Below are 24,237 nucleotides of genomic sequence, written 5' to 3'. Positions count from 1 at the left end.
CGCAATGCGCTTCCTTCTGCTCCTTGCCTTGCTGCTGACCGCCTCGCCGCTGCATGCCGCGGAACGGCTCAACGTCGTCGCCAGCTTCTCGATCCTCGGCGACTTCGTTCGCAATGTCGGTGGAGACCGGGTCAGCGTCACCACGCTGGTCGGCCCCGACAGCGACGTCCATGTCTACACTCCGGCGCCAAGCGATGCGAAGCGGATCGCGGACGCAAAGTTCGTTGTCGTCAATGGGCTCGGCCTCGAGGGCTGGCTGCCGCGCCTCGTGCAATCCTCCGGCAGCAAGGCAACGGTCGTCACCGCCAGCGCCGGCATCGCGCCCCTGAAGCTTGGCTCGGCTGCCGATCCGCATGCCTGGCAGTCCGTCCCCAACGCCAAGGTTTACGTGACGGATATCGCCAACGCGCTGGCCGCGGCCGATCCCGAGGACGCGGAGTTCTTCCGCGCCCAGGCCAAGGCCTATCTGGAAAAGCTCGAAACGCTCGACCGCGAGGTGCGCGAGGCCGTTGCGAAAATTCCGCCCGAGCGGCGCAAGGTGATCTCCACCCATGATGCCTTCGGCTATTTCGCTGCCGAATACGGTATCCAGTTCATCGCGCCGCTCGGCGTCTCCACCGAAACCGAGCCCAGCGCGCGGGACATCGCCGCCATCATTGGCCAGATCAAAGGCCAGAAGATCCCGGCGGTATTCTTGGAGAATATCAGCGACGACCGCCTGATCCGGCGGATCGCGGCCGAGACCGGGGCAAAGGTCGGCGGGACCTTGATTTCGGACGGTTTGACGGGTGAAAAGGGGTCCGCACCCACTTACATTGACATGGTCAGGCACAATATAAAGGCCCTGACCAGCGCGCTTGACCACTAGGGCAGGGGCCACCCCGCCTCGCGTCGCGCGAAAGAGCCCGACCCCGGAGTAGTTATGTCTGAAGCGACCTCCCAGAAAATTCCCGTGACCGTCCTGACCGGCTATCTCGGCGCCGGCAAGACAACGCTTTTGAACCGCATCCTTTCGGAAAACCACGGCAAGAAATACGCCGTCATCGTCAACGAGTTCGGCGAGATCGGCATCGACAACGACCTCATCATCGGCGCCGATGAGGAAGTGTTCGAGATGAACAATGGCTGCATCTGTTGCACCGTGCGCGGCGACCTCGTGCGCATCATGGACGGGCTGATGAAGCGCAAGGGCAAGTTCGACGCCATCATCGTCGAGACCACCGGCCTTGCCGATCCGGCGCCGGTGGCCCAGACCTTCTTCGTCGACGAGGACGTGCAGAAGAACGCGCGCCTCGACGCGGTGGTGACGGTTGCCGACGCCAAATGGCTGTCCGACCGTCTGAAGGACGCGCCCGAGGCCAAGAACCAGATCGCCTTTGCTGACGTCATCGTGCTGAACAAGACCGACCTCGTCACCAAGGGTGAGCTCGCCGAGGTCGAGGCCCGCATCCGCGCCATCAACCCCTATGCGAAACTCCACCGCACCGAGCGCTGCTCGGTGGCGCTGGCCGACGTGCTCGACCGCGGCGCGTTCGACCTCGACCGCATCCTCGACATCGAGCCGGACTTTTTGGAGGCCGACGATCACGACCACGACCATGATCATCACCACCACGGCCACGACCATCATCACCACGATCACGGCCACGGCCTGAAGCACTATCACGACGAGGACATGCAATCGCTGTCGCTCAAGACCGACAAGCCGCTCGACCCGAACATGTTCATGCCCTGGCTCCAGAACCTGGTGCAGGTCGAGGGCGGCAAGATCCTGCGCTCCAAGGGCATCCTCGCCTTCCACGACGACGATGACCGCTACGTCTTCCAGGGCGTCCATATGATGCTGGAGGGTAACCACCAGCGGAAATGGAAGGACGGCGAGCCGCGCGAGAGCCGCCTCGTCTTCATCGGCCGCGAATTGCCGGAAGAGGCCATCCGCAAGGGTTTTGAGAGCTGCATCGTCTCGTGATGAAAGAGTTTACGCCCGCCCCCGATTCCGCCTCGATCGTCTCCGTCACCGACCGCGTCAAGCCGGTCGCGCTCGGCATGGGCGTGACGTCGGTGCATTTCCTCGGTGACCGCGCCGCCTTCGTCGGCGGCGAGGAGAACGTCGCGTTCGTCGATAGCCAGGGCGAGATCACCACCGTCGCCGTCCACGGCGGCGGCATTCTCTCGACCGCGTCCGACGGCAAGCGCCTCGTCATGGGCGGCGACGACGGCAAGGTCGTGTCGCTCGATGCCAAGGGCGAGGTGACGTTGCTCGCCACCGACCCCAAGCGCCGCTGGATCGACGCGGTGGCGCTGCACGCGGACGGGGCCTTCGCCTGGTCCGCCGGCAAGACGGCGACCGTCAAGAGCGGCAAGAACGAGGAAAAGTCGCTCGAGGTGCCCTCGACCGTCGGCGGGCTTGCGTTCGCGCCGAAGGGCCTGCGGCTCGCGATTGCGCATTACAACGGCGCGACGCTGTGGTTTCCGAACATGGCGGCATCGGCCGAATTCCTGCCCTGGGCCGGCTCGCATCACGCGGTGACCTTCAGCCCGGACAACAAATTCCTGGTCACCGCGATGCACGAACCGGCGCTGCACGGCTGGCGGCTCGCCGACAACCGCCACATGCGCATGACCGGCTATCCCGGCCGCGTTCGCTCGATGTCCTGGAGCGCGGGCAGCAAGGCGCTTGCGACCTCGGGCGCCGATACCGTCATCCTGTGGCCGTTCGGCAGCAAGGACGGCCCGATGGGCAAGGAGCCCGCGATGCTCGCGCCGCTTCAGGCGCGCGTCTCGGTCGTCGCCTGCCATCCCAAGAACGACATCCTCGCCGCCGGTTATAGCGACGGCACCGTGCTGATGGTGCGGCTGGAGGACGGCGCCGAGATCCTGGTCCGCCGCAATGGCACACCGCCGGTGGCGGCGCTCGCCTGGAACGCCAAGGGCACGCTGCTGGCGTTTGCGGATGAAAATGGGGACGGCGGCCTGCTGGAGCTTTGAACTGTCATCGTTCCGGCCGTATAGGGGGCCATGCGGTTTCTGACGACGTTCCAGATTGCTGATTTCGCCGACACGCTGGTCAGCCTGTTCACGGCCTTCGTGCTGGGCACGCTGATCGGCGCCGAGCGGCAGTATCGCCAGCGCACCGCGGGCCTGCGCACCAACGTGCTGGTCGCGGTGGGTGCGGCCGCCTTCGTCGATCTCGCCATGCACCTGACCGGGGCCGACGGCGCGGTGCGCGTGATCTCCTACGTCGTCTCCGGCATCGGCTTCCTCGGCGCCGGCGTTATCATGAAGCAGGGCATGGACGTGCGCGGGCTCAACACCGCGGCGACGCTGTGGGCCTCGGCCGCGGTCGGCTCCTGCGCCGGCGCCGACATGGTCGCGCAGGCGGCCGCGCTGACCGTGTTCGTCATCGCCGGCAACACCATGCTGCGCCCGCTAGTCAACGCCATCAACCGCATTCCGCTGAATGAGAAGACTTCGGAGGCGACCTACTATTTCAAGCTCGCGGTGGCGGCGGATGCCTTGCCGGACATGCGCGACCGGCTGGTCGAGAAGCTCGAGGGCGCAAAATATCCGGTGGCCGATATCGACGTGGTCGAGACCGGGGACGATCTGATCGAGATCGTCGCAAAGCTGGTCGCGACCGCGGTCGATCCGAACGAGCTGAACGCGGTGGCGACCGATCTTCAGCACCTGCCGGGCGTGCGCCACGCCACCTGGGAAGTCAGCACAACGGACTGAGCGCGGCGTTTTGGCGCGCAAGCGTGCGGTTCCAGCCTTGCCCGGCACGGAACCGCAGTCGGGCCATTTCGTTGATCCCGCGGACAAAGGCGGTGATCGACATGCCCGGCCAATATGACAAGCGCAGACTGAAATTCGACCTGATGATCGCCTGCTCGCTGTTCGCAGCCGGCGTCGTGGTGTCAGGCCTGTCGCTGGCGCAAATCCGCGCCGAGAGCCGGATGCAGACGGCGCAGGCGACAGGGCCGCTCCAGGGCACGCCGTCCGACGATCAGAGCAAGACTCCGGCTGAATCCAAGCCCGGCGGCGACCGGCCGACCACACCGGCGCCCGAGCCCGCGCGCCCCGATCCGCAGACGCAAGGCGCAGCCACCAAGCCGGCACTGCCGGCGGCGCCCGCGGAGAAGATCGCGCCGCCGATCAGGGAGAAGTAGCCCGACGGCCGGCATATTGTGACGCGCATTTGACGACCGATGCTAATTATACGATCTCGCATCGGCAGGCGGCCCGATCCATAATCCGTCGCGCCAACGACAGATGGGGCCTCCCATGAAGATCGAAGACGTCCGCCGCACCGCTTATTCGATGCCGCTCACCAACCCGTCATTTCCGCCGGGGCCATATCGCTTCTTCGACCGCGAATATTTCATCATCACCTACAGGACCGATCCCGAAGCCCTCGCCACCATCGTGCCCGAGCCGCTTGAGGTGGCGGAGCCGGTGGTGAAATACGAATTCATCCGCATGCCAGACTCGACCGGATTCGGCGACTACACCGAAACCGGGCAGGTGATCCCGGTCCGCTTCAAGGGCGAGGAGGGCGGCTACACCCACGCGATGTATCTGGACGACGAGGCCCCGATCGCCGGCGGCCGCGAGTTGTGGGGCTTTCCGAAGAAGCTCGCGAGGCCCAAGATCGAGGTCGAGAGCGACGTCCTGGTCGGCTCGCTGCATTACGGCTCGGTACTCTGCGCTTCGGCCACGATGGGTTACAAGCACCGCAAGGTCGACCACGACACGGTGCTGAAGTCGATGGCGTCGCCGAACTTCATCCTGAAGATCATCCCGCATGTCGACGGCAGCCCGCGGATCTGCGAGCTGGTGCGCTTTCATCTCGATGACGTCGTGCTGAAGGAAGCGTGGACTGGCCCTGCCGCACTCGGCCTGTTTCCCCACGCACTCTGCGACGTCGCCCGCCTGCCGGTGCGCGAGGTGATCTCGGCGCTGCATTTCAAAGCGGACCTGACGCTTGGGCTCGGCAGCGTGGCGTTCGATTACATGGCCAAGTAACGAACGTCATTCCGGGGCATCGCGCCAGCGATGAACTATGGTGCGCACTCGCGCACCTGAGAATCTCTTGCTAGGAACTTCGAGATCCCGGGTCTGCGCGCCTGGCGCGCATCCCGGGATGACCCCTTCGGGGTCAACGCACCAGAATATTCCGGAACTGCCAGGGATCGCTGGTATCGATATCTTCCGGAAACAGTCCTGGACGGTCCGTCAGCGGCGTCCAGTCGGTGTAGAAACCCTTCACCGGGCCGAGATAGGGCAGCTGGATTTCCAGCAGGCGATCGAAATCCATCTCGTCGGCTTCGACGATGCCCTCGTTCGGGTTTTCCAGCGCCCACACCATGCCGCCGAGCACGGCGGAGGTCACTTGCAGGCCGGTGGCGTTCTGATAGGGCGCCAGTTTGCGGGTCTCCTCGATGGAGAGCTGCGAGCCGTACCAGTAGGCATTGTTGTCATGGCCGAACAGCAGCACGCCGAGCTCGTCGATGCCGTCGACGATTTCGTTCTCATCGAGGATGTGGTGCTTTTCCTGCATCTTCGCGGCGCGGCCGAACATCTCATGCAGCGACAGCACGGCATCGTCAGCCGGATGATAGGCGTAGTGGCAGGTCGGCCGATAGACCGCCGTGCCGGAGGCGTCACGCACCGTGAAGTAATCGGCGATCGAGATCGACTCGTTGTGGGTGACGAGGAAGCCGTACTGCGCGCCGCGGGTCGGGCACCAGGTGCGCACGCGCGTGTTGGCGCCGGGCTGCATCAGATAGATGGCGGCGCCGCAGCCGGCTTCGTGGGTGCGCGCATTCTCGGGCATCCACTTTTCATGGGTGCCCCAGCCGAGTTCGGAGGGCTGCACGCCTTCCGACAGGAAACCTTCCACCGACCAGGTGTTGACGAAGACATCAGGCTCCTTCGGCTTCTTGGAGCGCTGGGTGTCGCGTTCGGCGATGTGGATGCCCTTGATGCCGCTCTGCCGCATCAGGTCCGCCCATTCGGCCTTGGTCTTCGGCTTGGGGGCATTGAGCTTCAGGTCGGCGGCGACATTGAGCAGCGCCTGCTTGACGAAGAAGGACACCATGCCGGGATTGGCGCCGCAGCAGGAGACGGCCGTGGTCGAGCCCGCCGGGCGCGCCTTCTTGGCGGCCAGCGTCACTTCGCGCAGGGCGTAGTTGGAGCGCGCTTCCGGGCCCTTCGACGAATCGAAATAGAAGCCGAGCCAGGGCTCGTTGACGGTATCGATATAAAGAGCGCCGAGCTCGTTGCAGAGTTCCATGATGTCGGTCGAGCCGGTATCGACCGAGAGATTGACGCAAAAGCCCTGGCCGCCGCCTTCGGTGAGCAGCGGGGTCAGCAACTCGCGATAATTGTCCTTGGTCACGCCCTTCTGGATGAAGCGGACATTGTGCTTCTCGCAATGTGCCTTGCGGCCCTCGTCCTTGGGATCGATCACGGTGACGCGCGACTTGTCGTAATCGAGATGCCGCTCGATCAGCGGCAGCGTGCCTTTGCCGATGGAGCCGAAGCCGACCATGACGATGGGACCAGTGATCTTCGCGTAGATCTGCGAGGCGGGGCTCATGGGATGGTTTCTCCGGAACGTGCTGACGGACAAAGGGTGAGGGGTGGATCAGGCGCTGCGGCGCTTGGCGGTCGCTTCGATCTCGACCTTCATCTCGGGCTTGTAGAGCGCCGAGACGACGAGGAGCGTTGCCGCTGGGCGGATGTCGCCGAGGACTTCGCCGCAAACGGCAAAGTGCGCGTCTGCATCCTTGATGTCGGTGAGGTAGTAGGTCACGCGGACGATGTCGGCCATCTCGAAACCGCCCTCCTTCAGGGCAGCTTCGATGGTCTTGAAGCAGTTGCGTGACTGGCTCGTGACATCGGCCGGCATCGTCATCGTGGTGTAGTCATAGCCGGTGGTTCCCGCGACGAAGGCGAAGTCGCCGTCGACCACGGCGCGGCTGTAGCCGGCGGTCTTCTCGAACGGGGAGCCGGTGGAGATCAGGCGACGGGACATGTTCGGCCTCGACTGAAAGAGGTGTTTCGCGGGGTTAAAGGGTGTTTCCGGGGCCTGCGCAACCCCAAAGGAAGTGAGCTTGGCGCGGGCGCGACCGGGCGTTGCTGCTCACTGCAGCTTCGGTCGTCGCCATCATGGCAATCCCTTAGGCCGCGTGCGCCTGGAGGGGGCGAACCACCCTCCGTTTGGCCAGGGCCGCGCCGGTCGGGACGATCATCCCCTCGGCGCCATCCAGCGCACCGGCCTGGAATTCGATCGCCAGCAGGCGGTCTCGCTCGAACGGGCCGGGCAGCATCAGTGCGCCGGTCCTCTCGGCCGAGAAGCCGAAACGCGCATAGTAGGGGGCATCGCCAAGCAGGATCACGGCGGCATGCCCGCGCGCCCGGGCGGCGGCCAGCGCTTGTTGCATCAGCGCGGCGCCGATCCCGAGCTCGCGGCAGGCAGGGTCCACCGCCAGCGGTCCGAGGACCAGAGCGGGCCTGCCTCCGGCGCTGACGTGCCACAGCCGCACGGTTCCCACGAGTGTCCCCTCGCGCACAGCCGACAGGGCAAGGCCTGAGGCAGGTGCACGTCCGTCGCGCAGGCGCTGGCAGGTGCGGCCATGGCGGTTCTCGCCAAAGCTGGCATCGAGCAGCGCTTCACGGGCGGCGACGTCGGCAGCACGCTCCGCACGGATCGCGAACGGAGCGGCTTTCGAAGTGAGGGCGACTTGTGGCTTCCGAAAAGCAGTCATGGCGCGTCAGGCCCCGCTTGAACCGACATGCGATCAGCACGCCGGCTCAAGACGTCGTCAGAAATCAGAAATGTGAGGGAGGAGCCGGCAAGCCGGCTCCCGGGTTCGTCAGGCCTCAGACAGAGAGGCGGATCAGATGTGGTAGGTCTTCAGCGGCGGGATACCGTTGAACGCCACCGACGAGTAGGTGGACGTATAGGCCCCGGTGCCTTCGATCAGCACCTTGTCGCCGATCTCGAGCGTCACCGGGAGCGGATACGGGTTCTTCTCGTACAGCACGTCGGCGCTGTCGCAGGTGGGTCCCGCGAGCACGCACGGCGTCATGTCCGCGCCGTCATGGGCGGTGCGGATGGCGTAGCGGATCGACTCGTCCATGGTCTCGGCCAGGCCGCCGAACTTGCCGATGTCGAGATAGACCCAGCGCACCTCGTCCTCGTCGCTCTTCTTCGAGATGAGCACGACCTCGGACTCGATGATGCCGGCGTTGCCCACCATGCCGCGGCCCGGCTCGATGATGGTCTCCGGGATCTGGTTGCCGAAGTGCTTGCGCAGCGCGCGGAAGATCGAGCGGCCGTAGGTCACCACCGGCGGCACGTCCTTCAGGTACTTGGTCGGGAAGCCGCCGCCCATGTTGACCATGGAGAGGTTGATGCCGCGCTCGGCACAGTCGCGGAACACCTGCGAGGCCATCGCCAGCGCACGGTCCCACGCCTTCACCTTGCGCTGCTGCGAGCCGACATGGAAGGAGATGCCGCACGGCTCCAGGCCCAGGCGCTTGGCGACGTCCAGCACGTCGACGGCCATCTCCGGGTCGCAGCCGAACTTGCGCGACAGCGGCCACTCGGCGCCGGCGCAGTCATAGAGGATGCGGCAGAACACCTTCGCGCCGGGAGCGGCACGGGCGATCTTCTCGACCTCGGCGGCGCAATCGACCGCGAACAGCCGAATGCCGAGCGCGAAGGCGCGCGCGATGTCGCGCTCCTTCTTGATCGTGTTGCCGAAGGAGATGCGGTCGGGCGTAGCGCCGGCGGCCAGCGCCATCTCGATCTCGGCGACGGTCGCGGTGTCGAAGCAGGAGCCCATGGAGGCGAGCAGGGCCAGCACTTCCGGCGCCGGGTTCGCCTTGACGGCATAGAACACGCGGCTGTCGGGCAGCGCCTTGGAAAAGGTCTGGTAATTGTCGCGCACGACCTCGAGGTCGACGACGAGGCACGGCTCGGTGTCCCGGCCCTCGCTGCGGCGGTTGCGCAGGAATTCCTGAATACGTTCGGTCATAGCACTCTCCCAAACGGCCCAGCGACGGGGATCCGTTCAAAAAATGACGTCGGATAAGAGCGCTCTGGCCGGATTGCGCGATGGAGGCGCAACGAAGCCAAAAGACTCAAACCAGACTGTGCTGCCGTGGATTGGTTGGGAATTTCCCGCCCGCACACCTGGCAATGAAGGACAAGCCTTTTCAGTAGCCCGCGCCGGCGTTGGACTGCCGGTAGAGACCAAAAAAGCCCGATCCGTCGTTGCTTTAAGTCGCGTCCCCCGTTGAGAGCGGGGTGCGCCGGTTCGCCTCCGGCTGCCAGTCACGGTTGCAAAGAGTGAAGTCACCTTCGACATGGCATCTCTTGAGAGAGATGCTGGACGCTCCGGGTTTGCTTCGTCGTCCGACCTTTCGGTCTTTTGACTTCCGCACTTCCGAAGAGCCCCTCGGCTTCTTCACCCCTTGGCGGCTGTCCGGCCTCTTGTCCGGATACCTACCGACTGACACACGACCACAGGCACGTGCGAAATTGGGCAAGAGCGCACATAAGCGTTTTGACTCTGCTTCGCAACAATTTTTTTAGGCTGAGAACAGATTTGCCTAACATCTGCTTGCGCAGTGTTGCGCGAGCGACGCGGAAGATGAACGCGCGTTAAGTTTTCAAGCTTGCGCGCGTGTCTCTCTCGCGCGAGCGAGCGTCAGCCGCGCTTCGTGAAGGGCTCGACGCGCTGCGCTGCGCGGACGAACGCGGTCATCACCAGCACGCCGAGTGCGAACAGCACGGCCTGGAGGATGTGCGCGCCCTGATCGCCTAAACCGAACAGGATCGCGAGCGCCCAGCCGCCGGCAAAGGCCGCGCCGAACACCTCCGCGCCGATCAGGATGGCGGCGCTGATGACGGTGATGACGCTGGGCCAGACGATCTGGCGGGAGGAGGAAGGCGCGTTCATGGGGCTCAGGGATCCCTAGTCTTCGAGGGCCGCAATCTCTCCGAAAAGGCGGGCGGGAGCAAGGCCAAATGGCCCAAAAAAGCCCGATCGCATGCTATAGCTGACCGCAACAAACCAGCTCGAAAACCGGGACTTGCGATGTCAGAAACCCGCCAAACTACGGACCCCGAGACCAACCCGCTGCTGAAGGCCTGGGTGACGCCGTTCGCGACCCCGCCCTTCGACGAGATCACGCCGGAGCACTTCCTCCCGGCCTTCGAGCAGGCCTTCGCCGACCATTCCGCCGAGATCGCGGCGATCACCAACGACCCGGCCGCGCCCGACTTCGCTAACACCATCACGGCGCTGGAGCGCTCGGGCAAGCTGCTGAGCAAGGTGGCGGCGGTGTTCTACGACCTCGTCTCGGCGCATTCCAACCCGGCCATCCTGGAGATCGACAAGGAGGTTTCCTTGCGGATGGCGCGGCACTGGAATCCGATCATGATGAACGCCGTGCTGTTTGGTCGCATCGCCCAGCTGCACGAGAACCGCGCCAATCTGGGTCTTTCGCCCGAACAGCTCCGCCTGCTGGAGCGCACCTATACCCGCTTCCACCGCGCCGGCGCCGGCCTCTCCGAGGAGGCCAAGACGCGGATGGCCGAGATCAACGAGAGGCTCGCCCAGCTCGGCACCGGCTTCAGCCATCATCTGCTCGGCGACGAGCAGGAATGGTTCATGGAGTTAGGGGAAGCCGACCGCCAGGGCCTGCCGGAGAGCTTCGTCGCCAGTGCCAAGGCTGCGGCGGAAGAGCGCGGCATCGCCGGCAAGGCCATCGTCACGCTGTCACGCTCCTCGGTCGAATCGTTCCTGAAGAGTTCGGCCCGGCGCGACCTGCGCGAGAAGGTCTACAAGGCCTTCACTGCGCGCGGCGACAACGGCAACGCCAACGACAACAATACGACCATCGTCGAGATCCTGAAGCTGCGCGAGGAAAGCGCGAACCTGCTGGGCTATCCGACCTACGCCGCCTACCGGCTCGAGGACTCCATGGCCAAGACGCCGGAAGCGGTGCGGGGGCTGCTCGAGCGGGTCTGGAAGCCGGCGCGCGCCCGGGCGCTCGCCGATCGCGACGAGATGCAGACGCTGATCACGGAAGAGGGCGGCAATTTCAAGCTCGCGCCGTGGGACTGGCGCTTCTACGCCGAAAAGCTCCGTCTTCAGCGGGCCAATTTCGACGACGCTGCGATCAAGCCGTATCTCGCGCTCGACCACATGATCGCCGCCGCCTTCGACTGCGCCACGCGCCTGTTCGGCATCACCTTCGAGGAGCGCAAGGACGTGCCGGTCTGGCACCCGGACGTCCGGGTCTGGGAGGTGAAGGGGCGGGACGGCAAGCACAAGGCGCTGTTCTATGGCGACTACTTCGCCCGGCCGTCGAAGCGCTCCGGCGCCTGGATGACCTCGCTGCGCGACCAGCAGAAGCTCGACGGCGACGTCGCGCCGCTCGTTCTCAATATCTGCAATTTTGCCAAGGGGGCCGGCGGCGAGCCCTCGCTGCTGTCGCCTGACGACGCCCGCACCCTGTTCCACGAGTTCGGCCACGGCCTGCACGGCATGCTGTCCAACGTGACCTATCCATCGCTGTCGGGCACCTCCGTGTTCACCGACTTCGTCGAGCTGCCGTCGCAGCTCTACGAGCACTGGCAGGAACGGCCCGAGGTGCTCCAGCAATTCGCCCGCCACTACCAGACCGGCGAGCCGCTGCCGGACGACCTGCTCCAGCGCTTCCTCGCCGCACGAAAATTCAACCAGGGCTTTGCCACGGTCGAGTTCGTCTCCTCGGCGCTGGTGGACCTCGAATTCCACACCCAGCCGGCCGCGGCGGCCAGCGATGTACGGGCCTTCGAGAAGAAGGAGCTGGAGAAGATCGGCATGCCCGAGGAGATCGCGCTGCGTCATCGGCCGACGCAATTCGGTCACATCTTCACCGGCGACCACTATGCCGCCGGATATTACAGCTACATGTGGTCGGAGGTGATGGACGCCGACGCCTTCGGCGCGTTCGAGGAGGCCGGCGACATCTTCGATCCAGCCGTCGCAAAACGTCTGCATGACGACATCTACTCCTCGGGCGGATCGGTCGATCCGGAGGCCGCCTATGAGGCCTTCCGCGGCCGCCCGCCGGAGCCCGACGCACTGCTCCGCCGCCGCGGCCTGCTCGACGACGCCAGGGCGGCCTGATGGGTATGCGCGCCCTGCTTGGTCTGTTGCTCGCCGCCGTCCTCACGCTCGCGGCGGGTGCGGCGCGCGCGCATCCGCATGTGTGGATCACCGCGACCAGCGAGCTGCTTTACGCCGCGGACGGCAGCATCACCGGCGTCCGCCACGCCTGGACCTTCGACGACATGTTCTCGGCCTATGCCGTGCAGGGGCTCGAGAGCAAGACCAAGGGCGCCTATACGCGCGAGGAGCTCGGGCCGCTGGCGCAGACCAATGTCGAGTCGCTGAAGGAATATGCCTACTTCACCTTCGCGCGAGCGGACGGCAAGAAGGAGCGATTCCAGGAGCCGGTCGACTACTACCTCGACTACAAGGATACGGTGCTGACCCTGCACTTCACGCTGCCGCTGAAGAACCCGGTCAAGCCCAAGCAACTGGTGCTCGAAGTGTTCGACCGTTCCTTCTTCATCGACTTCCAGATGGCCAAGGACAATCCGGTCAAGCTGGTCGGCGCACCCGCCGGCTGCCAGATGAAGCTGGACCGGCCGAACGACGGCTCGGCCACCGCCCAGAAGCTCAACGAGCAGACCTTCCTGAACGGCGAGAACAGCAATTTCGGCATGATGTTCGCCAACAAGATCACGGTGGATTGCCCTTGACCGGTCGCCTGCATTCGCCGCTTGCCCGCGGGCTGCTCGCCTGTGCTGCGGTTGTCGTCGTGCTCGGCGTGGCCGATGCCGCGCTTCACGATCTCCTCGCGCAAAATCCGTTCGGCGCACCGAAACCTGCGCAGGCGGCCGAGCCCGAGGCCAGCGGCCTCATCGGCTGGCTATTGGCAAAACAGTCGGAATTCTATCGCCAGATGTCGGCGACCATCCGCGCCGCCAAGTCCGACGGTTCGGCGGTGTGGACGCTGCTCTTCATCTCGTTTGCCTATGGCATCTTCCATGCCGCCGGCCCCGGCCACGGCAAGGCGGTGATCGCCTCCTATCTCGTCGCCAACCGCGAGACCGCGCGGCGCGGCATCGCGCTCTCGTTTGCCTCGGCCCTGATGCAGTCGGTGGTCGCGATCCTGATCGTCGGCATCTCGGCCTGGATCCTGAATGCGACGGCCAAGACCATGTGCAAGGCCGAAGGCGTGATCGAGATCGCGAGCTATGGCCTGATCGCGCTGTTCGGCCTGCGGCTGGTCTGGGTCAAGGGCGGCGCCTTCATCCGCGCGCTTCAGGCGACCCAGCCGGTGCCGGCGATCGCAGGCGTGCCGCAGCACCATAATCACGGCCATCACCACCATCGTGAGGTGCATGATCATCATGATCACGATCACCATGATCATGGTCACGCCCATCACGATCACGATCACGATCACGATCACGGGCACGACCACGTCCACGACGAGCATTGCGGCCATTCCCACGGTCCCGCGCCGAGCGAGCTGGCCGGGCCCGGCGGCTGGCGGCGCGGTTTTGCCGCGATTCTGACCGTCGGCATCCGCCCCTGCTCGGGCGCGATCCTGGTGCTGGTGTTTGCGCTCGCCCAGGGCCTGTTCTGGGCCGGCATCGCCGCGACGTTCCTGATGGGGCTCGGCACCGCGATCACGGTTGCGGCCATTGCCGTCGTCGCCGTCTCCGCCAAGGACATTGCCGCCCGCCTGAGCGCAGGGCGCGACGGCGGCGGCGCGCTGTTCATGCGCGGCATCGAATTCGGTGCCGCAGGTCTCGTGCTGCTGTTCGGCGTCGGCCTGTTGTTCGGCTACGTCGCCGCCGAACGGACGACGTGTTTTTGAGCGGAGCACTTCGCTCCATCCGGGCTACGATCAACTATCACCGTCGGCCTTCGAGGCTCACCCCACGGTGCTTTGCACCGCGGGGCTCGCACCTCAGGATGACGGGTTGAAGGGCGCGCGCCCCTCACACCGGCAAGAACCGCTTCAGCATCGGCATGAAGAAGATCACGAGATTGATCGCAAAGCCGATGCTCCAGAGGATCGAGCGCAGCGTCGGGCGGTTGCCGAGATAGGTCAGCACGTAGGCGATCCGCACGATCAGGAACAGCACCGCGAGCTCGTCGATCAGCCGCTGCGGCGAGTCCCTGAATTCGGCGAGCAGCACCGCGAAGGCGAAGAACGGAAAGGTCTCGATGCCGTTCTGGTGGGCGCCGAGCGCGCGCTGCGCGATGGCGTCCTCATAGAAGGCGGGATCGCGTGGCCGGGAATTGTCGAACCCGCGAAACCGGATCCATTTGATCGAGGCGATCGTCGCAAGGTAGAGCAGCAGCGCTCCGAATACGCACCATTCCGCGAGTGTCATCTTCCCTCCCCCGCTTGGGTGCGACCCTAGCGAAACCGAGCTCATCTTGACAAGTTCGGTGCAACGCGCGACGCAACTGATCATGTCGACCGCCGCTCCCAACGAGACCACACAGCCAACCGTCCAGTCCGGCCAGAAGCGGGTCGGCGTGCTCCTGGTCAATCTCGGCACGCCCGATACGGCCGATGCGCCGGGGGTGCGGGTCTATCTCAAGGAATTCCTCTCGGACGCCCGGGTCATCGAGGACCAGGGCCTGGTCTGGAAGGTGGTGCTGAACGGGATCATCCTGCGCAGCCGTCCCCGCACCAAGGCGCTCGACTACCAGAAGATCTGGAACAACGAGAAGAACGAGTCGCCGCTGAAGACCATCACGCGGTCGCAAAGCGACAAGCTCGCCGCCGCGCTGTCGGATCGCGATCATGTCGTGGTGGACTGGGCGATGCGCTACGGCAATCCCTCGATCAAGTCGGGCATCGACGCGCTGATCGCGGAGGGATGCGACCGCATCCTCGCGGTCCCGCTTTATCCGCAATATTCCGCCTCGACCTCGGCGACCGTCTGCGACGAGGTGTTCCGCGTGCTCGCCCGCCTGCGTGCGCAGCCGACGCTGCGGGTGACGCCGCCGTACTACGAGGACGAGGCCTATATCGAGGCGCTCGCCGTCTCGATCGAGACGCATCTGGCAACCCTGCCGTTCAAGCCGGAGCTGATCGTCGCCTCCTTCCACGGCATGCCGAAATCCTATGTCGACAAGGGCGATCCCTATCAGGAGCATTGCATCGCCACGACCGAGGCGCTGCGCCGCCGGCTCGGCGTGGACGCATCAAAATTGCTGCTGACCTTCCAGTCGCGCTTCGGCAATGACGAGTGGCTCCAGCCCTACACCGACAAGACGATGGAGCGGCTCGCGAAAGAGGGCGTGCGCCGCATCGCGGTGGTGACGCCGGGTTTTGCCGCCGACTGCCTGGAGACGCTGGAGGAGATCGCGCAGGAGAATGCTGAGATCTTCAAGCACAATGGCGGCGAGCAGTTTTCCGCGATCCCCTGCCTCAACGACAGCGAACCCGGCATGGACGTGATCCGCACCCTGGTGCTGCGCGAGCTCCAGGGCTGGATATAGTGAGCCTGGATCTGATGGTTCGCCCCTTGAACCGCCGCGCGTGTCTGGCGCTTCTTGGGACGATCGTCGTGCTGCCGGCTTCGGCACAGGCGCAGAAGGCGAATGCGACGCGGCGGCTCGGCGTGCTCTCGGTCACGGCCGCCGACGATGCGATCGGGCAGACGCGCAGCGCCATCCTGGTCGAGGCGCTCGCCGCCCACGGCTGGAGGGAGCACGGCAATCTCAGGATCGACTGGCGCAGCGGCGCCGGCGACCGGGCGCGGATCGCCGGGCTCGCCGACGAGCTGATCGCGCTCAAGCCCGACATCCTGCTCGCGGTCGGCACGCCCTCGGTCGAAGAGCTGCGCCGGCGCACCAGGGCGATCCCGATCGTGTTCGCCGTGGTCACCGATCCCGTCAGCCAGGGGTTTGTCCAGAACCTCGCCCATCCCGGCGGCAACATCACCGGCTTCACCGATTACGACGGCCCGTTGGCCGGCAAATGGCTGGAGATGCTGACGCAAGTGACGCCGAAAGTGTCCCGCGTCTTCGTCGTCTACAATCCCGCCACCGCGCCGTTCGCGCCCCTGATGCTGCGCACGATCGAGGACGCCGCACGGACGCTTCACGTGACGGTCGAGCCCGCGCCGGTCCACGACGCAGCCTCGATCGCGGCGCTGGCCTCGCGCAAAGACGGCGGCCTGCTGATCCTGCCTGATTTCTTCACCATGGCCAACCGCGCGCATCTGCTCGCGGCGGTCAGAGAGGCGCGCGTGCCTGCGGTGTTCTGGAGCCGCACCTTCGTCGACGAGGGCGGCCTGATGTCCTACAGCACCGACAGCGCCGAGCAGCTCCGCCGTGCCGCGGGCTACATCGATCGCATCCTGAAGGGCGCGCAGGCAGCCGACCTGCCGGTGCAGAACCCCACCAAGTTCGAGCTCGCGGTCAACCTCAAGGCCGCCAAGGCGCTTGGCGTCACCATTCCCCCAGGCTTGCTCGCAACCGCGAACGACGTCATCGAATAAAGTCGTCCGTGACGGACGACATGTCCGGATTCGTTAACTTTCGCCGTGAGGTCTGCGCCCGGGCGCTTTCAAGAGCCTTTCGGAAATACATATCGCGACCGTTTCCCCCCGAGTTCGTCTTGTGCAGAATCGTCCGAATGCCGACGTGAATCGTAACCGCTGAACCAGTAAGGTCGCGTTCCCGACCAATGACAGCGCGGGAAAGGGCTTTTTCCCGCCTTGGAGGAAATATGAGCGGTTTCGACATTTTCGCGATTGTTCTGGTTTTGCTCGTCATCGTCACGCTGATTGCCGGCGTGAAGACCGTCCCGCAGGGCTATGACTGGACCATCGAGCGGTTCGGCAAGTACACCCAGACGCTGAGCCCCGGGCTCAACCTGATCGTGCCCTATTTCGATCGCGTCGGGCGCAAGATCAACATGATGGAGCAGGTGATCGACATTCCCGAGCAGGAGGTGATCACCAAGGACAACGCCACCGTGACGGTGGACGGCGTCGCCTTCTACCAGGTGTTCGACGCCGCCAAGGCGAGCTACGAGGTCTCCAACCTGACCCAGGCCATCACGGTCCTGACCATGACCAACATCCGCTCGGTGATGGGCGCGATGGATCTCGACCAGGTGCTGTCGCATCGCGACGAGATCAACGAACGCCTGTTGCGCGTCGTCGATGCGGCGGTCTCGCCCTGGGGCCTGAAGGTCAACCGCATCGAGATCAAGGACATCGTGCCGCCCGCCGATCTCGTCGAGGCGATGGGCCGCCAGATGAAGGCGGAGCGCGTCAAGCGCGCCGACATTCTGGCCGCCGAAGGCCAGCGGCAGTCGGAGATCCTGCGCGCGGAAGGCGCCAAGCAGGGCCAGATCCTCCAGGCCGAGGGCCGCAAGGAAGCCGCGTTCCGCGACGCCGAGGCCCGCGAGCGGTCCGCGGAGGCCGAGGCCAAGGCGACGCAGATGGTCAGTGAAGCCATCGCCAAGGGCGACGTCGCGGCGTTGAACTATTTTATCGCCGACAAATATATCAAGGCGTTCGGCCAGTTCGCGGACTCGCCGAACCAGAAGATCATCATGCTGCCGATCGAAGCCACCAGCATGCTCGGCTCGCTCGCCGGCATCGGCGAGATCGCGAAAGCAACGTTCGGCGAAAGCGCGGCGTCCGCGGCTGCCGCTGCTCGCCGCCCGGGCTCTGTGCCTCCGACCGGCAGTCCGCCGCCGGCGGTGCCGCCGCGGCAGGGATAGTCACCGGCGCATGACGCGGTTCTTTTGAAAACGGCATGCGTCAATATTCAGAGGCGTATCATGACCGACACGTTCGTATCGCTCGGCACCTGGAACTGGCTGATCTTTGCCTTCATCCTGATGGCGTTGGAGACGATCGCACCGGGCGTATTCCTGTTCTGGCTCGGGCTCGCCGCTTTGCTGGTGGGCCTGATCTCGTTCGCCGTTCATCTGTCCTGGCAGACTCAGCTCGTGATGTTCGCGATCTTCGCTGCCTCGGCCGTTCCGGTGTGGCGCCGGCTCGCCCGGCCGAGGCCCGATGCAAGCGCAAGCCCCTTCCTCAACAAGCGCACCGAGGCGCTGCTCGGCCGTGAGTTCACGCTGGAGAAGCCGATCGTCGACGGCAATGGCACCATGCGCATCGGCGACACGGTCTGGCGCGTCGCAGGTCCCGATACGCCAGCCGGGACGCGCGTGAAGGTGGTGCAGGTGGACGGCGTGAATCTGACGGTAGCGGTGGCGTAGTTTTCTCTTCCCCTCTCCCCTTGTGGGAGAGGGGGCTCGCCGCGTAGCGGCGAGACGGGTGAGGGGTCTCCCTCCTCCAACGCAGCGCTGAGTTTGCGGAGAAAACCCCTCATCCGGCGCTTCGCGCCACCTTCTCCCACAAGGGGAGAAGGAAGATTGGAGCGCGCGGCAGATGTTCCGATTCTACTTCCTCCACCTCTCCGCGAACCTGTGCAGCGGCATGAACGTCTCGCACAAGTCCCGCCCGAGCGGCGTCAGCCCATAGCCTCCGCCTTCGCCGAGCTCCACGAACCCCGCCTCGCGCAAATCGTCCAGCCGCGCTTGCAGCACCGTGGGCGAAGCCTCGTCGCATGCCGTGCGCAATGCGCGGGAGGTGAGGGGCTCCTCGCGCAACTCCCACAGGATACGCAAGGTCCAGCGCCGGCCGAGCAGGTCGAGCAGCGCCATGATCGGCCGTCCGGTGCGCGAGCCGCGGACGTTGCGTGTTGTCGAACCGGCCTGTTTCGCCATCGTCGTCCTCTTGCGTCGCGCTACAGATAGTGTAGCGTATCGCTACGATAATTGTAGCAACGGAGACGGCCGATGTCCCGGGCCACACCGCGCATTGCGCCGCTCGCGCCGCCTTATCCCCCGGAGATCCAGGCGCAGTTCGACCGCATCATGCGCGGCGCGCCGCCGCTGGTGCTGTTCCGGGTGATGGCGGGCCACGGCCGCGCCTGGGACAAGTTTCGCGCCGGCGGGCTGCTCGATCCCGGGCCGCTGTCCCTGCGCCAGCGCGAGATCGTGATCGACCGCACCTGCGCGCTGAGCAAATGCGAATACGAATGGGGCGTGCATGTCGCGGTCTTTGCCGGTCCGGCGCGCCTCACCGAGGACGAGGTCCGCGCCACCGTAGAGGGCGATGCGACGTCGCCCTGCTGGTCCCCGGCCGAACAGGCGCTGATCGCAGCCGTCGACGCTCTGCATCACCGCGCGACGTTCACCGACGCGGAATTCGCCGCGCTCGCGGCGCATTACGACGAGGCGCAGATTCTGGAGATCATGCTGCTGTGCGGCTTCTATCGCACGGTGTCGTATCTGGCGAACGGCTTGCGGCTGCCGCTGGAGGAGAAGGCGGCGCGGTTTCCGGCGTAGCCCTCGCTGTCATTCCGGGGCACGCGAAGCGTGAACCCGGAATCTCGAGATTCCGGGTTCGATGCTTCGCATCGCCCCGGAATGACTGTGCTTGAAGCTACGCCACGCCCGCGCGCAGCAGATCGTGCAAATGCACGATGCCCACGACCTTGCCCGCCTCGGTCACCAGCAGCGTCGTGATCTTGCGGGTGTTCAGCACCTCGATCATCTCGGTGGCGAGCATCGAGGGCGGCACGGACTTGGGCTGCCTGGTCATGATGTCGTCGACCGACACTGTCAGCAGGTCTGGACGCATGTGGCGGCGCAGATCGCCGTCGGTGATGATGCCGACGGCCTCATTCGCGTCGTTGACGATGCAGACGCAGCCCAGTCCCTTGGCCGACATCTCGACCACGGCCTCCGACATCTTGGTGCCTTCAGGCTTGACCGGGATCTCCGCGCCGGTGCGCATGTAGTCGCGGACGAATTTCAGCATCGCGCCGAGCTTGCCGCCGGGGTGGAAATGCGCGAACTCGAGCGCGGTGAAGCCGCGGCCTTCGAGCAGCGCGATCGCGAGCGCATCGCCGATCGCGGCCTGCATCAGGGTCGAGGTGGTCGGCGCCAGATTGTGCGGGCAGGCCTCGCGCGCCTTCGGCAGCTCGATCACGAGGTCGGCGGCCTGTCCCAGCGAGGACGCCGCGTTCGACGTCACCGCGATCATCGGAATCGCGAACCGCGCCGAATAGTTCACGAGGGTCTTCATCTCCGGCTGCTCGCCGGACCAGGACAGCGCCATGATGACGTCGTCCGCGGTGATCATGCCGAGGTCGCCATGGGCGGCTTCAGCGGTGTGCACGAAGAAGGCGGGCGTGCCGGTCGAGGCCAGCGTCGCTGCGATCTTGCGCCCCATATGACCTGACTTGCCGAGCCCGGTGACGATGACGCGGCCCTTGGCCTGCCGGATCATGTCGACCGCCTTGGCGAAGGTCGCACCCAGCGGGCCGCGCAGCGCGGCGGCGAGCGCGTTGATGCCGCCGCTCTCCGTCTCCAGGGTGCGGAGTGCGGATTCGACGCTTGTGGGAATGGGGCCGGATGATTGGGTCATCAGCGGTTTCGAACTCGGCATGTTCAGGTCCAGGGAGGAGGGGCGATGGCCCGTTGGTGCCTGCTTAGCACGCCTCGGCGTATGAGGCGACGCGGCCGCCCCGACCCTCAACGGGTCATTAACCATAATTGTTTTAACTCCATTAACGATGGTTTCTGCCAGCCGGCGGGAACCATCGCGAAAGTATTTGATTTCGTTGGGGTAATTCCATCGTGGGGTCGTCTCCAGGCATGGGCCGGAGCAAACGCGCGCATTTCCTGCGCGCGGCTTTGCCGTGTCTTGCGCTGACGGCCCTGCAAAGCGGTCCAGTCGCCGCCCAGAGCCTCACGCCCGACCTGTTCAATCCCAACCGCGGCGGCTTCGCCGCGCCTGAGACATTGCCGACGCGCCGCACGGCAGGCGTGCCGCAGGCGCCCTCGGACGCGCTGCCGGCGCTGCCCGATCCCAATGCCGACCCGCGCAAGCGCCAGCAGACGCCGGCGACCTCGCGCGTCGGCCAGGTGCCGACCTACGGCCTGCCGGCCGCCAACGGCGCCAGCGGCTCGGGTTACGACTCGCTCAACCGCAAGCGGCAGCAGCCCAAGCTCTATCCCGGGCAGCCGAAGCCGAAGCGCCCGGTCGGGCCCGGCTCGCCGGTGCCGCCGGCAACGCCGGACAGGACGCTTGGCCCGCCGCGCATCGCGCCGCCGCCGTCGGAGACCGCGCACAAGGTGCCGGTGCCGCCGGCGATGGCCGGCAACGTGCCCGGCCAGCCGCTGCGCCGTCGCCTCAAGGCCGATGACGACGCGTTCGGCGCGGTCGGCGATTATGCCGGCAGCTTCCTGATCAAGGGCGGGCTCGAGCTCTCCGCCGGCTATGACACCAACCCGGCGCGTCTGAACAAGCCGGTCGGCTCGCCGGTCTACGTCGTCGCGCCCGACCTCCTCGTGGCGTCCGACTGGGAGCGCCACGCGCTGTTCGCCGATTTGCGCGGCTCGTTCTCGGGCTACACCAACAACATGCCGGCGACGATCGACGGCTTCGCCTCGCCCTCGCCGGTCGAGATCGACCGGCCCGATTTCACCGGTCATGTCGACGGCCGCATCGACGTCGACCGCGATCTCAAGCTGACCTCGCAGCTGCGCCTGCGGCTCGCCACCGATAATCCCGGCAGCCCGAACGTGCAGGCCGGCCTCCAGAAATATCCGGTCTATGCGACCTACGGCACGACCATCGGTTTCGACCAGACCTTCAACCGCTTCCAGGTCGCGGCAGGCGCCACCGTCGGTCGCACCGCCTACACGGATTCAAAACTCACCGACGGCTCGACCTTCAGCAACAACGATCGCGACTTCAACCAGTATGGCGGCGTCGGGCGCTTCTCCTACGAGCTCAAGCCTGGACTGAAACCGTTCGTCGAGATCCAGGGTGACACCCGCGTCCACGACCAGGCCGCCGACCGCAACGGCTATTTCCGCGATTCAAACGGCGGTTATGCCAAGGTCGGCTCGTCCTTTGAGTTCTCGCGCATCCTCACGGGCGAGGTCTCGGTCGGCTATTCTGCGCGCAACTATGTCGACCCGCGCCTCAGTCAGCTCTCGGGCTTCCTCACCTCGGGCTCGCTGATCTGGAACGCGAGCGGCCTGACCACGGTGAAATTCGCCACCGACACGCAGATCGCGGAGACCACGGTCCCCGGTTCCTCCGGCGTGCTGGTGCACACCTACGGGGTCGAAGTCGATCACGACTTCCGCCGCTGGCTCACCGCGGTCGGCAAGTTCACCTACGGCACCTACGATTACCAGAACCAGGGTCGTAACGACAAAACCTACTCGCTCGAAGGCAATTTGATCTACAAGCTCAATCGCAACATCTGGATCAAGGGCACGCTGCGCCACGACATCCTGGATTCGAACCAGCCGACCTCGAGCTCGCAGGGCACGGTGGTGATGCTGGGGGTGAGGCTGCAGAATTGACGCCTGTCAGCACGCGTCTGGAGTGAGATGAGGCGCGAGAGCACGGCTCTCTCCGCTCGTCATTCCGGGGCGCGCCATTTGGCGCGAACCCGGAATCCATCGGGCGTCAGGGGGCGTGGATAAATGGATTCCGGGCTCGCGCTTCGCGCGCCCCGGAATGACCGGCGAGCGGCGAACCTACCGCGGCAGATCCGTCTTCCCCATCAAGAACGTATCAATCGACCTTGCACACAGCCGGCCCTCACGGATCGCCCAGACCACCAGCGATTGCCCACGCCGCATGTCGCCGGCGGTGAACACGTTCGGGCGCGAGGTCTGGTAGTCGAGCGTGTTGGCCTTGACGTTGCCGCGCGGGTCGAGCTCGACCGAGAGCAGCTTGAGCAGGCCCTCATGCACGGGGTGGACGAAGCCCATGGCGAGCAGGACGAGCTCGGCATCCAGCTCGAACTCGGTGCCGGCAATCGGCTTGAACTTGTCGTCGACGCGGACGCAGTGCAGCTTCTTGACCTGGCCGTTCTCGCCGGAAAACTTCTGGGTCAGCACGGCGAATTCGCGGATCGCGCCTTCGGCCTGGCTGGAGGAGGTGCGCATCTTCAGCGGCCAGTTCGGCCAGGTCAGGCCCTTGTTCTCGCGCTCGGGCGGGGCGGGCATGATCTCGAGCTGGGTCACGGACAGCGCGCCCTGGCGCAGCGAGGTGCCGATGCAGTCGCTTCCGGTGTCGCCGCCGCCGATGACGACGACATGCTTGCCGCCGGCCAAAATCTCGGTGACGCCGTTCAGCGGCTCCTCGGAGACGCGGCGATTCTGCTGCGGCAGGAAGTCCATGGCGTAGTGGATGCCTTGGAGATCGCGGCCGGGGATCGGCAGGTCGCGCGGGGCTTCCGCGCCGCCGGTCAGCGCCACGGCGTCATACTCGTTGAGCATCTCGCGCGGATCGACATTGCCGTCAGCGCCGACATGGCTGTTGTAGTGGAAGGTGACGCCTTCGCCTTCCATCTGCTTGACGCGGCGGTCGATGATGCCCTTCTCCATCTTGAAGTCGGGGATGCCGTAACGGAGCAAGCCGCCGGCCTTGGCGAACTTCTCGAACAGGTGCACGTCGTGGCCGGCGCGCGCGAGTTGCTGCGCGCAGGCCATGCCGGCGGGTCCGGAGCCGATCACTGCGACCTTCTTGCCGGTCTTGACGGAGGCGACTTCCGGCTTCAGCCAGCCATTGTCCCAGGCGCGGTCGACGATCGCGCATTCGATCGTCTTGATGGTGACCGGGTTGTCGTCGATGTTGAGCGTGCAGGACGCTTCGCACGGCGCGGGGCAGATGCGCCCGGTGAACTCCGGGAAATTGTTGGTCGAGTGCAGGTTGCGCGAGGCCTCTTCCCAGTTGCCCTGATAGACGAGGTCGTTGAAATCGGGGATCTGGTTGTTGACCGGGCAGCCCGGCGTGCCGGGCGCGACCGAGCCTGTGCCGTGGCAATAGGGAATGCCGCAGTTCATGCAGCGCGCGGCCTGGTCGCGCGTTTCCCTCTCGGTCAAGGGAACGACGAACTCGTGAAAATGCTTCACGCGCTCGGCGACCGGGGTGTACTTGCGGTCGTGCCGTTCGATTTCCAGAAAACCCGTGATCTTGCCCATTAAACCCGAAGTCCCTGCCGCTTAGGTTTGTTTGCCGTCGTTCCGGGATGCGCGCGCCGCGCGCAGACCCGGAACCTGGAGGTTGGTTTG

General features: G+C 65.4%; 24 protein-coding genes. 15 read left to right on the top strand and 9 right to left on the bottom strand.

From position 1 onward, the window contains the following. Positions 1-4 precede the first annotated feature (4 nt). From EI171_RS43680 to EI171_RS43655, 6 genes are all read left to right on the top strand, one after another. Positions 5-868: a metal ABC transporter substrate-binding protein gene (locus tag EI171_RS43680; protein ID WP_038966160.1), complete on the top strand. Its 864-nt coding sequence runs from the start codon at positions 5-7 to the stop codon at positions 866-868. A gap of 54 nt (positions 869-922) precedes the next feature. Then, a complete protein-coding gene (locus EI171_RS43675; RefSeq protein ID WP_011090493.1) occupies positions 923-1,969 on the top strand; it encodes a GTP-binding protein in 1,047 nt (348 codons plus the stop codon). Continuing rightward, the gene (locus EI171_RS43670; RefSeq protein ID WP_161536820.1) at positions 1,969-2,988 is read left to right on the top strand and encodes a WD40 repeat domain-containing protein; all 1,020 of its coding nucleotides are present in this window, start codon (positions 1,969-1,971) and stop codon (positions 2,986-2,988) included. The genes EI171_RS43675 and EI171_RS43670 overlap by 1 nt, the downstream gene beginning before the upstream one ends. 30 nt (positions 2,989-3,018) lie before the next feature. Beyond that, the gene (locus EI171_RS43665; RefSeq protein WP_011090491.1) at positions 3,019-3,735 is read left to right on the top strand and encodes an MgtC/SapB family protein; all 717 of its coding nucleotides are present in this window, start codon (positions 3,019-3,021) and stop codon (positions 3,733-3,735) included. Between the two features lie 101 nt (positions 3,736-3,836). Beyond that, positions 3,837-4,169, top strand: a complete 333-nt coding sequence (locus EI171_RS43660; protein WP_161537189.1) for a hypothetical protein — start codon at positions 3,837-3,839, stop codon at positions 4,167-4,169. A gap of 115 nt (positions 4,170-4,284) precedes the next feature. Continuing rightward, positions 4,285-5,025: an acetoacetate decarboxylase gene (locus tag EI171_RS43655; RefSeq protein ID WP_161536819.1), complete on the top strand. Its 741-nt coding sequence runs from the start codon at positions 4,285-4,287 to the stop codon at positions 5,023-5,025. A 133-nt stretch (positions 5,026-5,158) separates the two neighbouring features. On the opposite strand, the gene EI171_RS43650 is transcribed toward EI171_RS43655, so the two are convergent. From EI171_RS43650 to EI171_RS43630, 5 genes are all read right to left on the bottom strand, one after another. Next, on the bottom strand, positions 5,159-6,601 hold the full coding sequence (locus tag EI171_RS43650; protein ID WP_161536818.1) for a homospermidine synthase: 1,443 nt from the start codon (positions 6,599-6,601) through the stop codon (positions 5,159-5,161). Between the two features lie 48 nt (positions 6,602-6,649). Beyond that, positions 6,650-7,039 (bottom strand): RidA family protein, encoded by a 390-nt coding sequence (locus tag EI171_RS43645; protein WP_011090486.1) that lies wholly within the window; start codon positions 7,037-7,039, stop codon positions 6,650-6,652. Between the two features lie 145 nt (positions 7,040-7,184). Continuing rightward, positions 7,185-7,772: a GNAT family N-acetyltransferase gene (locus tag EI171_RS43640; RefSeq protein WP_011090485.1), complete on the bottom strand. Its 588-nt coding sequence runs from the start codon at positions 7,770-7,772 to the stop codon at positions 7,185-7,187. Positions 7,773-7,904: 132 nt separating this feature from the next. Further along, positions 7,905-9,047 carry a type III PLP-dependent enzyme gene (locus EI171_RS43635; protein ID WP_011090484.1) on the bottom strand — a complete coding sequence of 381 codons (1,143 nt, stop codon included), beginning with the start codon at positions 9,045-9,047 and terminating at the stop codon, positions 7,905-7,907. Between the two features lie 675 nt (positions 9,048-9,722). Then, positions 9,723-9,974 carry a hypothetical protein gene (locus EI171_RS43630; protein ID WP_011090482.1) on the bottom strand — a complete coding sequence of 84 codons (252 nt, stop codon included), beginning with the start codon at positions 9,972-9,974 and terminating at the stop codon, positions 9,723-9,725. A gap of 138 nt (positions 9,975-10,112) precedes the next feature. Here EI171_RS43630 and EI171_RS43625 point away from each other — a divergent pair, with 138 nt between their 5' ends. Genes EI171_RS43625 through EI171_RS43615 form a run of 3 tightly spaced genes read left to right on the top strand, consistent with a single transcriptional unit; the run spans position 10,113 to position 13,959 of the window. Then, positions 10,113-12,194, top strand: a complete 2,082-nt coding sequence (locus tag EI171_RS43625) for a M3 family metallopeptidase (protein ID WP_011090481.1) — start codon at positions 10,113-10,115, stop codon at positions 12,192-12,194. Further along, the gene (locus EI171_RS43620; protein WP_161536817.1) at positions 12,194-12,832 is read left to right on the top strand and encodes a DUF1007 family protein; all 639 of its coding nucleotides are present in this window, start codon (positions 12,194-12,196) and stop codon (positions 12,830-12,832) included. The genes EI171_RS43625 and EI171_RS43620 overlap by 1 nt, the downstream gene beginning before the upstream one ends. Beyond that, positions 12,823-13,959, top strand: coding sequence for a nickel/cobalt transporter (locus EI171_RS43615; protein ID WP_161536816.1), 1,137 nt, complete (start codon positions 12,823-12,825; stop codon positions 13,957-13,959). Before EI171_RS43620 ends, EI171_RS43615 begins: the two co-directional genes overlap by 10 nt. A gap of 124 nt (positions 13,960-14,083) precedes the next feature. On the opposite strand, the gene EI171_RS43610 is transcribed toward EI171_RS43615, so the two are convergent. Beyond that, the gene (locus EI171_RS43610; RefSeq protein WP_011090478.1) at positions 14,084-14,482 is read right to left on the bottom strand and encodes an MAPEG family protein; all 399 of its coding nucleotides are present in this window, start codon (positions 14,480-14,482) and stop codon (positions 14,084-14,086) included. Between the two features lie 82 nt (positions 14,483-14,564). Here EI171_RS43610 and hemH point away from each other — a divergent pair, with 82 nt between their 5' ends. From hemH to EI171_RS43590, 4 genes are all read left to right on the top strand, one after another. Next, positions 14,565-15,602, top strand: coding sequence for a ferrochelatase (gene hemH / locus EI171_RS43605; RefSeq protein ID WP_011090477.1), 1,038 nt, complete (start codon positions 14,565-14,567; stop codon positions 15,600-15,602). Positions 15,603-15,628: 26 nt separating this feature from the next. Beyond that, positions 15,629-16,606: an ABC transporter substrate-binding protein gene (locus EI171_RS43600; RefSeq protein WP_161537188.1), complete on the top strand. Its 978-nt coding sequence runs from the start codon at positions 15,629-15,631 to the stop codon at positions 16,604-16,606. 230 nt (positions 16,607-16,836) lie between these two features. Continuing rightward, a complete protein-coding gene (locus EI171_RS43595; protein ID WP_028173854.1) occupies positions 16,837-17,841 on the top strand; it encodes an SPFH domain-containing protein in 1,005 nt (334 codons plus the stop codon). A gap of 60 nt (positions 17,842-17,901) precedes the next feature. Beyond that, positions 17,902-18,345: an NfeD family protein gene (locus tag EI171_RS43590; protein ID WP_161536815.1), complete on the top strand. Its 444-nt coding sequence runs from the start codon at positions 17,902-17,904 to the stop codon at positions 18,343-18,345. A 183-nt stretch (positions 18,346-18,528) separates the two neighbouring features. Here EI171_RS43590 and EI171_RS43585 read toward each other — a convergent pair whose 3' ends face one another. Beyond that, positions 18,529-18,855, bottom strand: coding sequence for a helix-turn-helix domain-containing protein (locus EI171_RS43585; RefSeq protein ID WP_161536814.1), 327 nt, complete (start codon positions 18,853-18,855; stop codon positions 18,529-18,531). A gap of 72 nt (positions 18,856-18,927) precedes the next feature. Here EI171_RS43585 and EI171_RS43580 point away from each other — a divergent pair, with 72 nt between their 5' ends. After that, positions 18,928-19,479, top strand: a complete 552-nt coding sequence (locus tag EI171_RS43580) for a carboxymuconolactone decarboxylase family protein (RefSeq protein WP_161536813.1) — start codon at positions 18,928-18,930, stop codon at positions 19,477-19,479. A 97-nt stretch (positions 19,480-19,576) separates the two neighbouring features. Here the strand turns inward: EI171_RS43580 and EI171_RS43575 are convergent, their stop codons facing one another. After that, positions 19,577-20,584 carry an SIS domain-containing protein gene (locus EI171_RS43575; protein ID WP_028173857.1) on the bottom strand — a complete coding sequence of 336 codons (1,008 nt, stop codon included), beginning with the start codon at positions 20,582-20,584 and terminating at the stop codon, positions 19,577-19,579. Positions 20,585-20,775: 191 nt separating this feature from the next. Here EI171_RS43575 and EI171_RS43570 point away from each other — a divergent pair, with 191 nt between their 5' ends. Further along, positions 20,776-22,518, top strand: coding sequence for an outer membrane beta-barrel protein (locus EI171_RS43570; RefSeq protein WP_161536812.1), 1,743 nt, complete (start codon positions 20,776-20,778; stop codon positions 22,516-22,518). A 177-nt stretch (positions 22,519-22,695) separates the two neighbouring features. Here EI171_RS43570 and EI171_RS43565 read toward each other — a convergent pair whose 3' ends face one another. Beyond that, positions 22,696-24,147 (bottom strand): glutamate synthase subunit beta, encoded by a 1,452-nt coding sequence (locus EI171_RS43565; RefSeq protein WP_011090469.1) that lies wholly within the window; start codon positions 24,145-24,147, stop codon positions 22,696-22,698. Between the last annotated feature and the right edge of the window lie 90 nt (positions 24,148-24,237).

The sequence above is a fragment of the Bradyrhizobium sp. LCT2 genome, assembly GCF_009931255.1.
In the GTDB taxonomy this organism is placed as follows: domain Bacteria; phylum Pseudomonadota; class Alphaproteobacteria; order Rhizobiales; family Xanthobacteraceae; genus Bradyrhizobium; species Bradyrhizobium diazoefficiens.
This window is presented reverse-complemented; position numbering and strand designations above follow the sequence as displayed.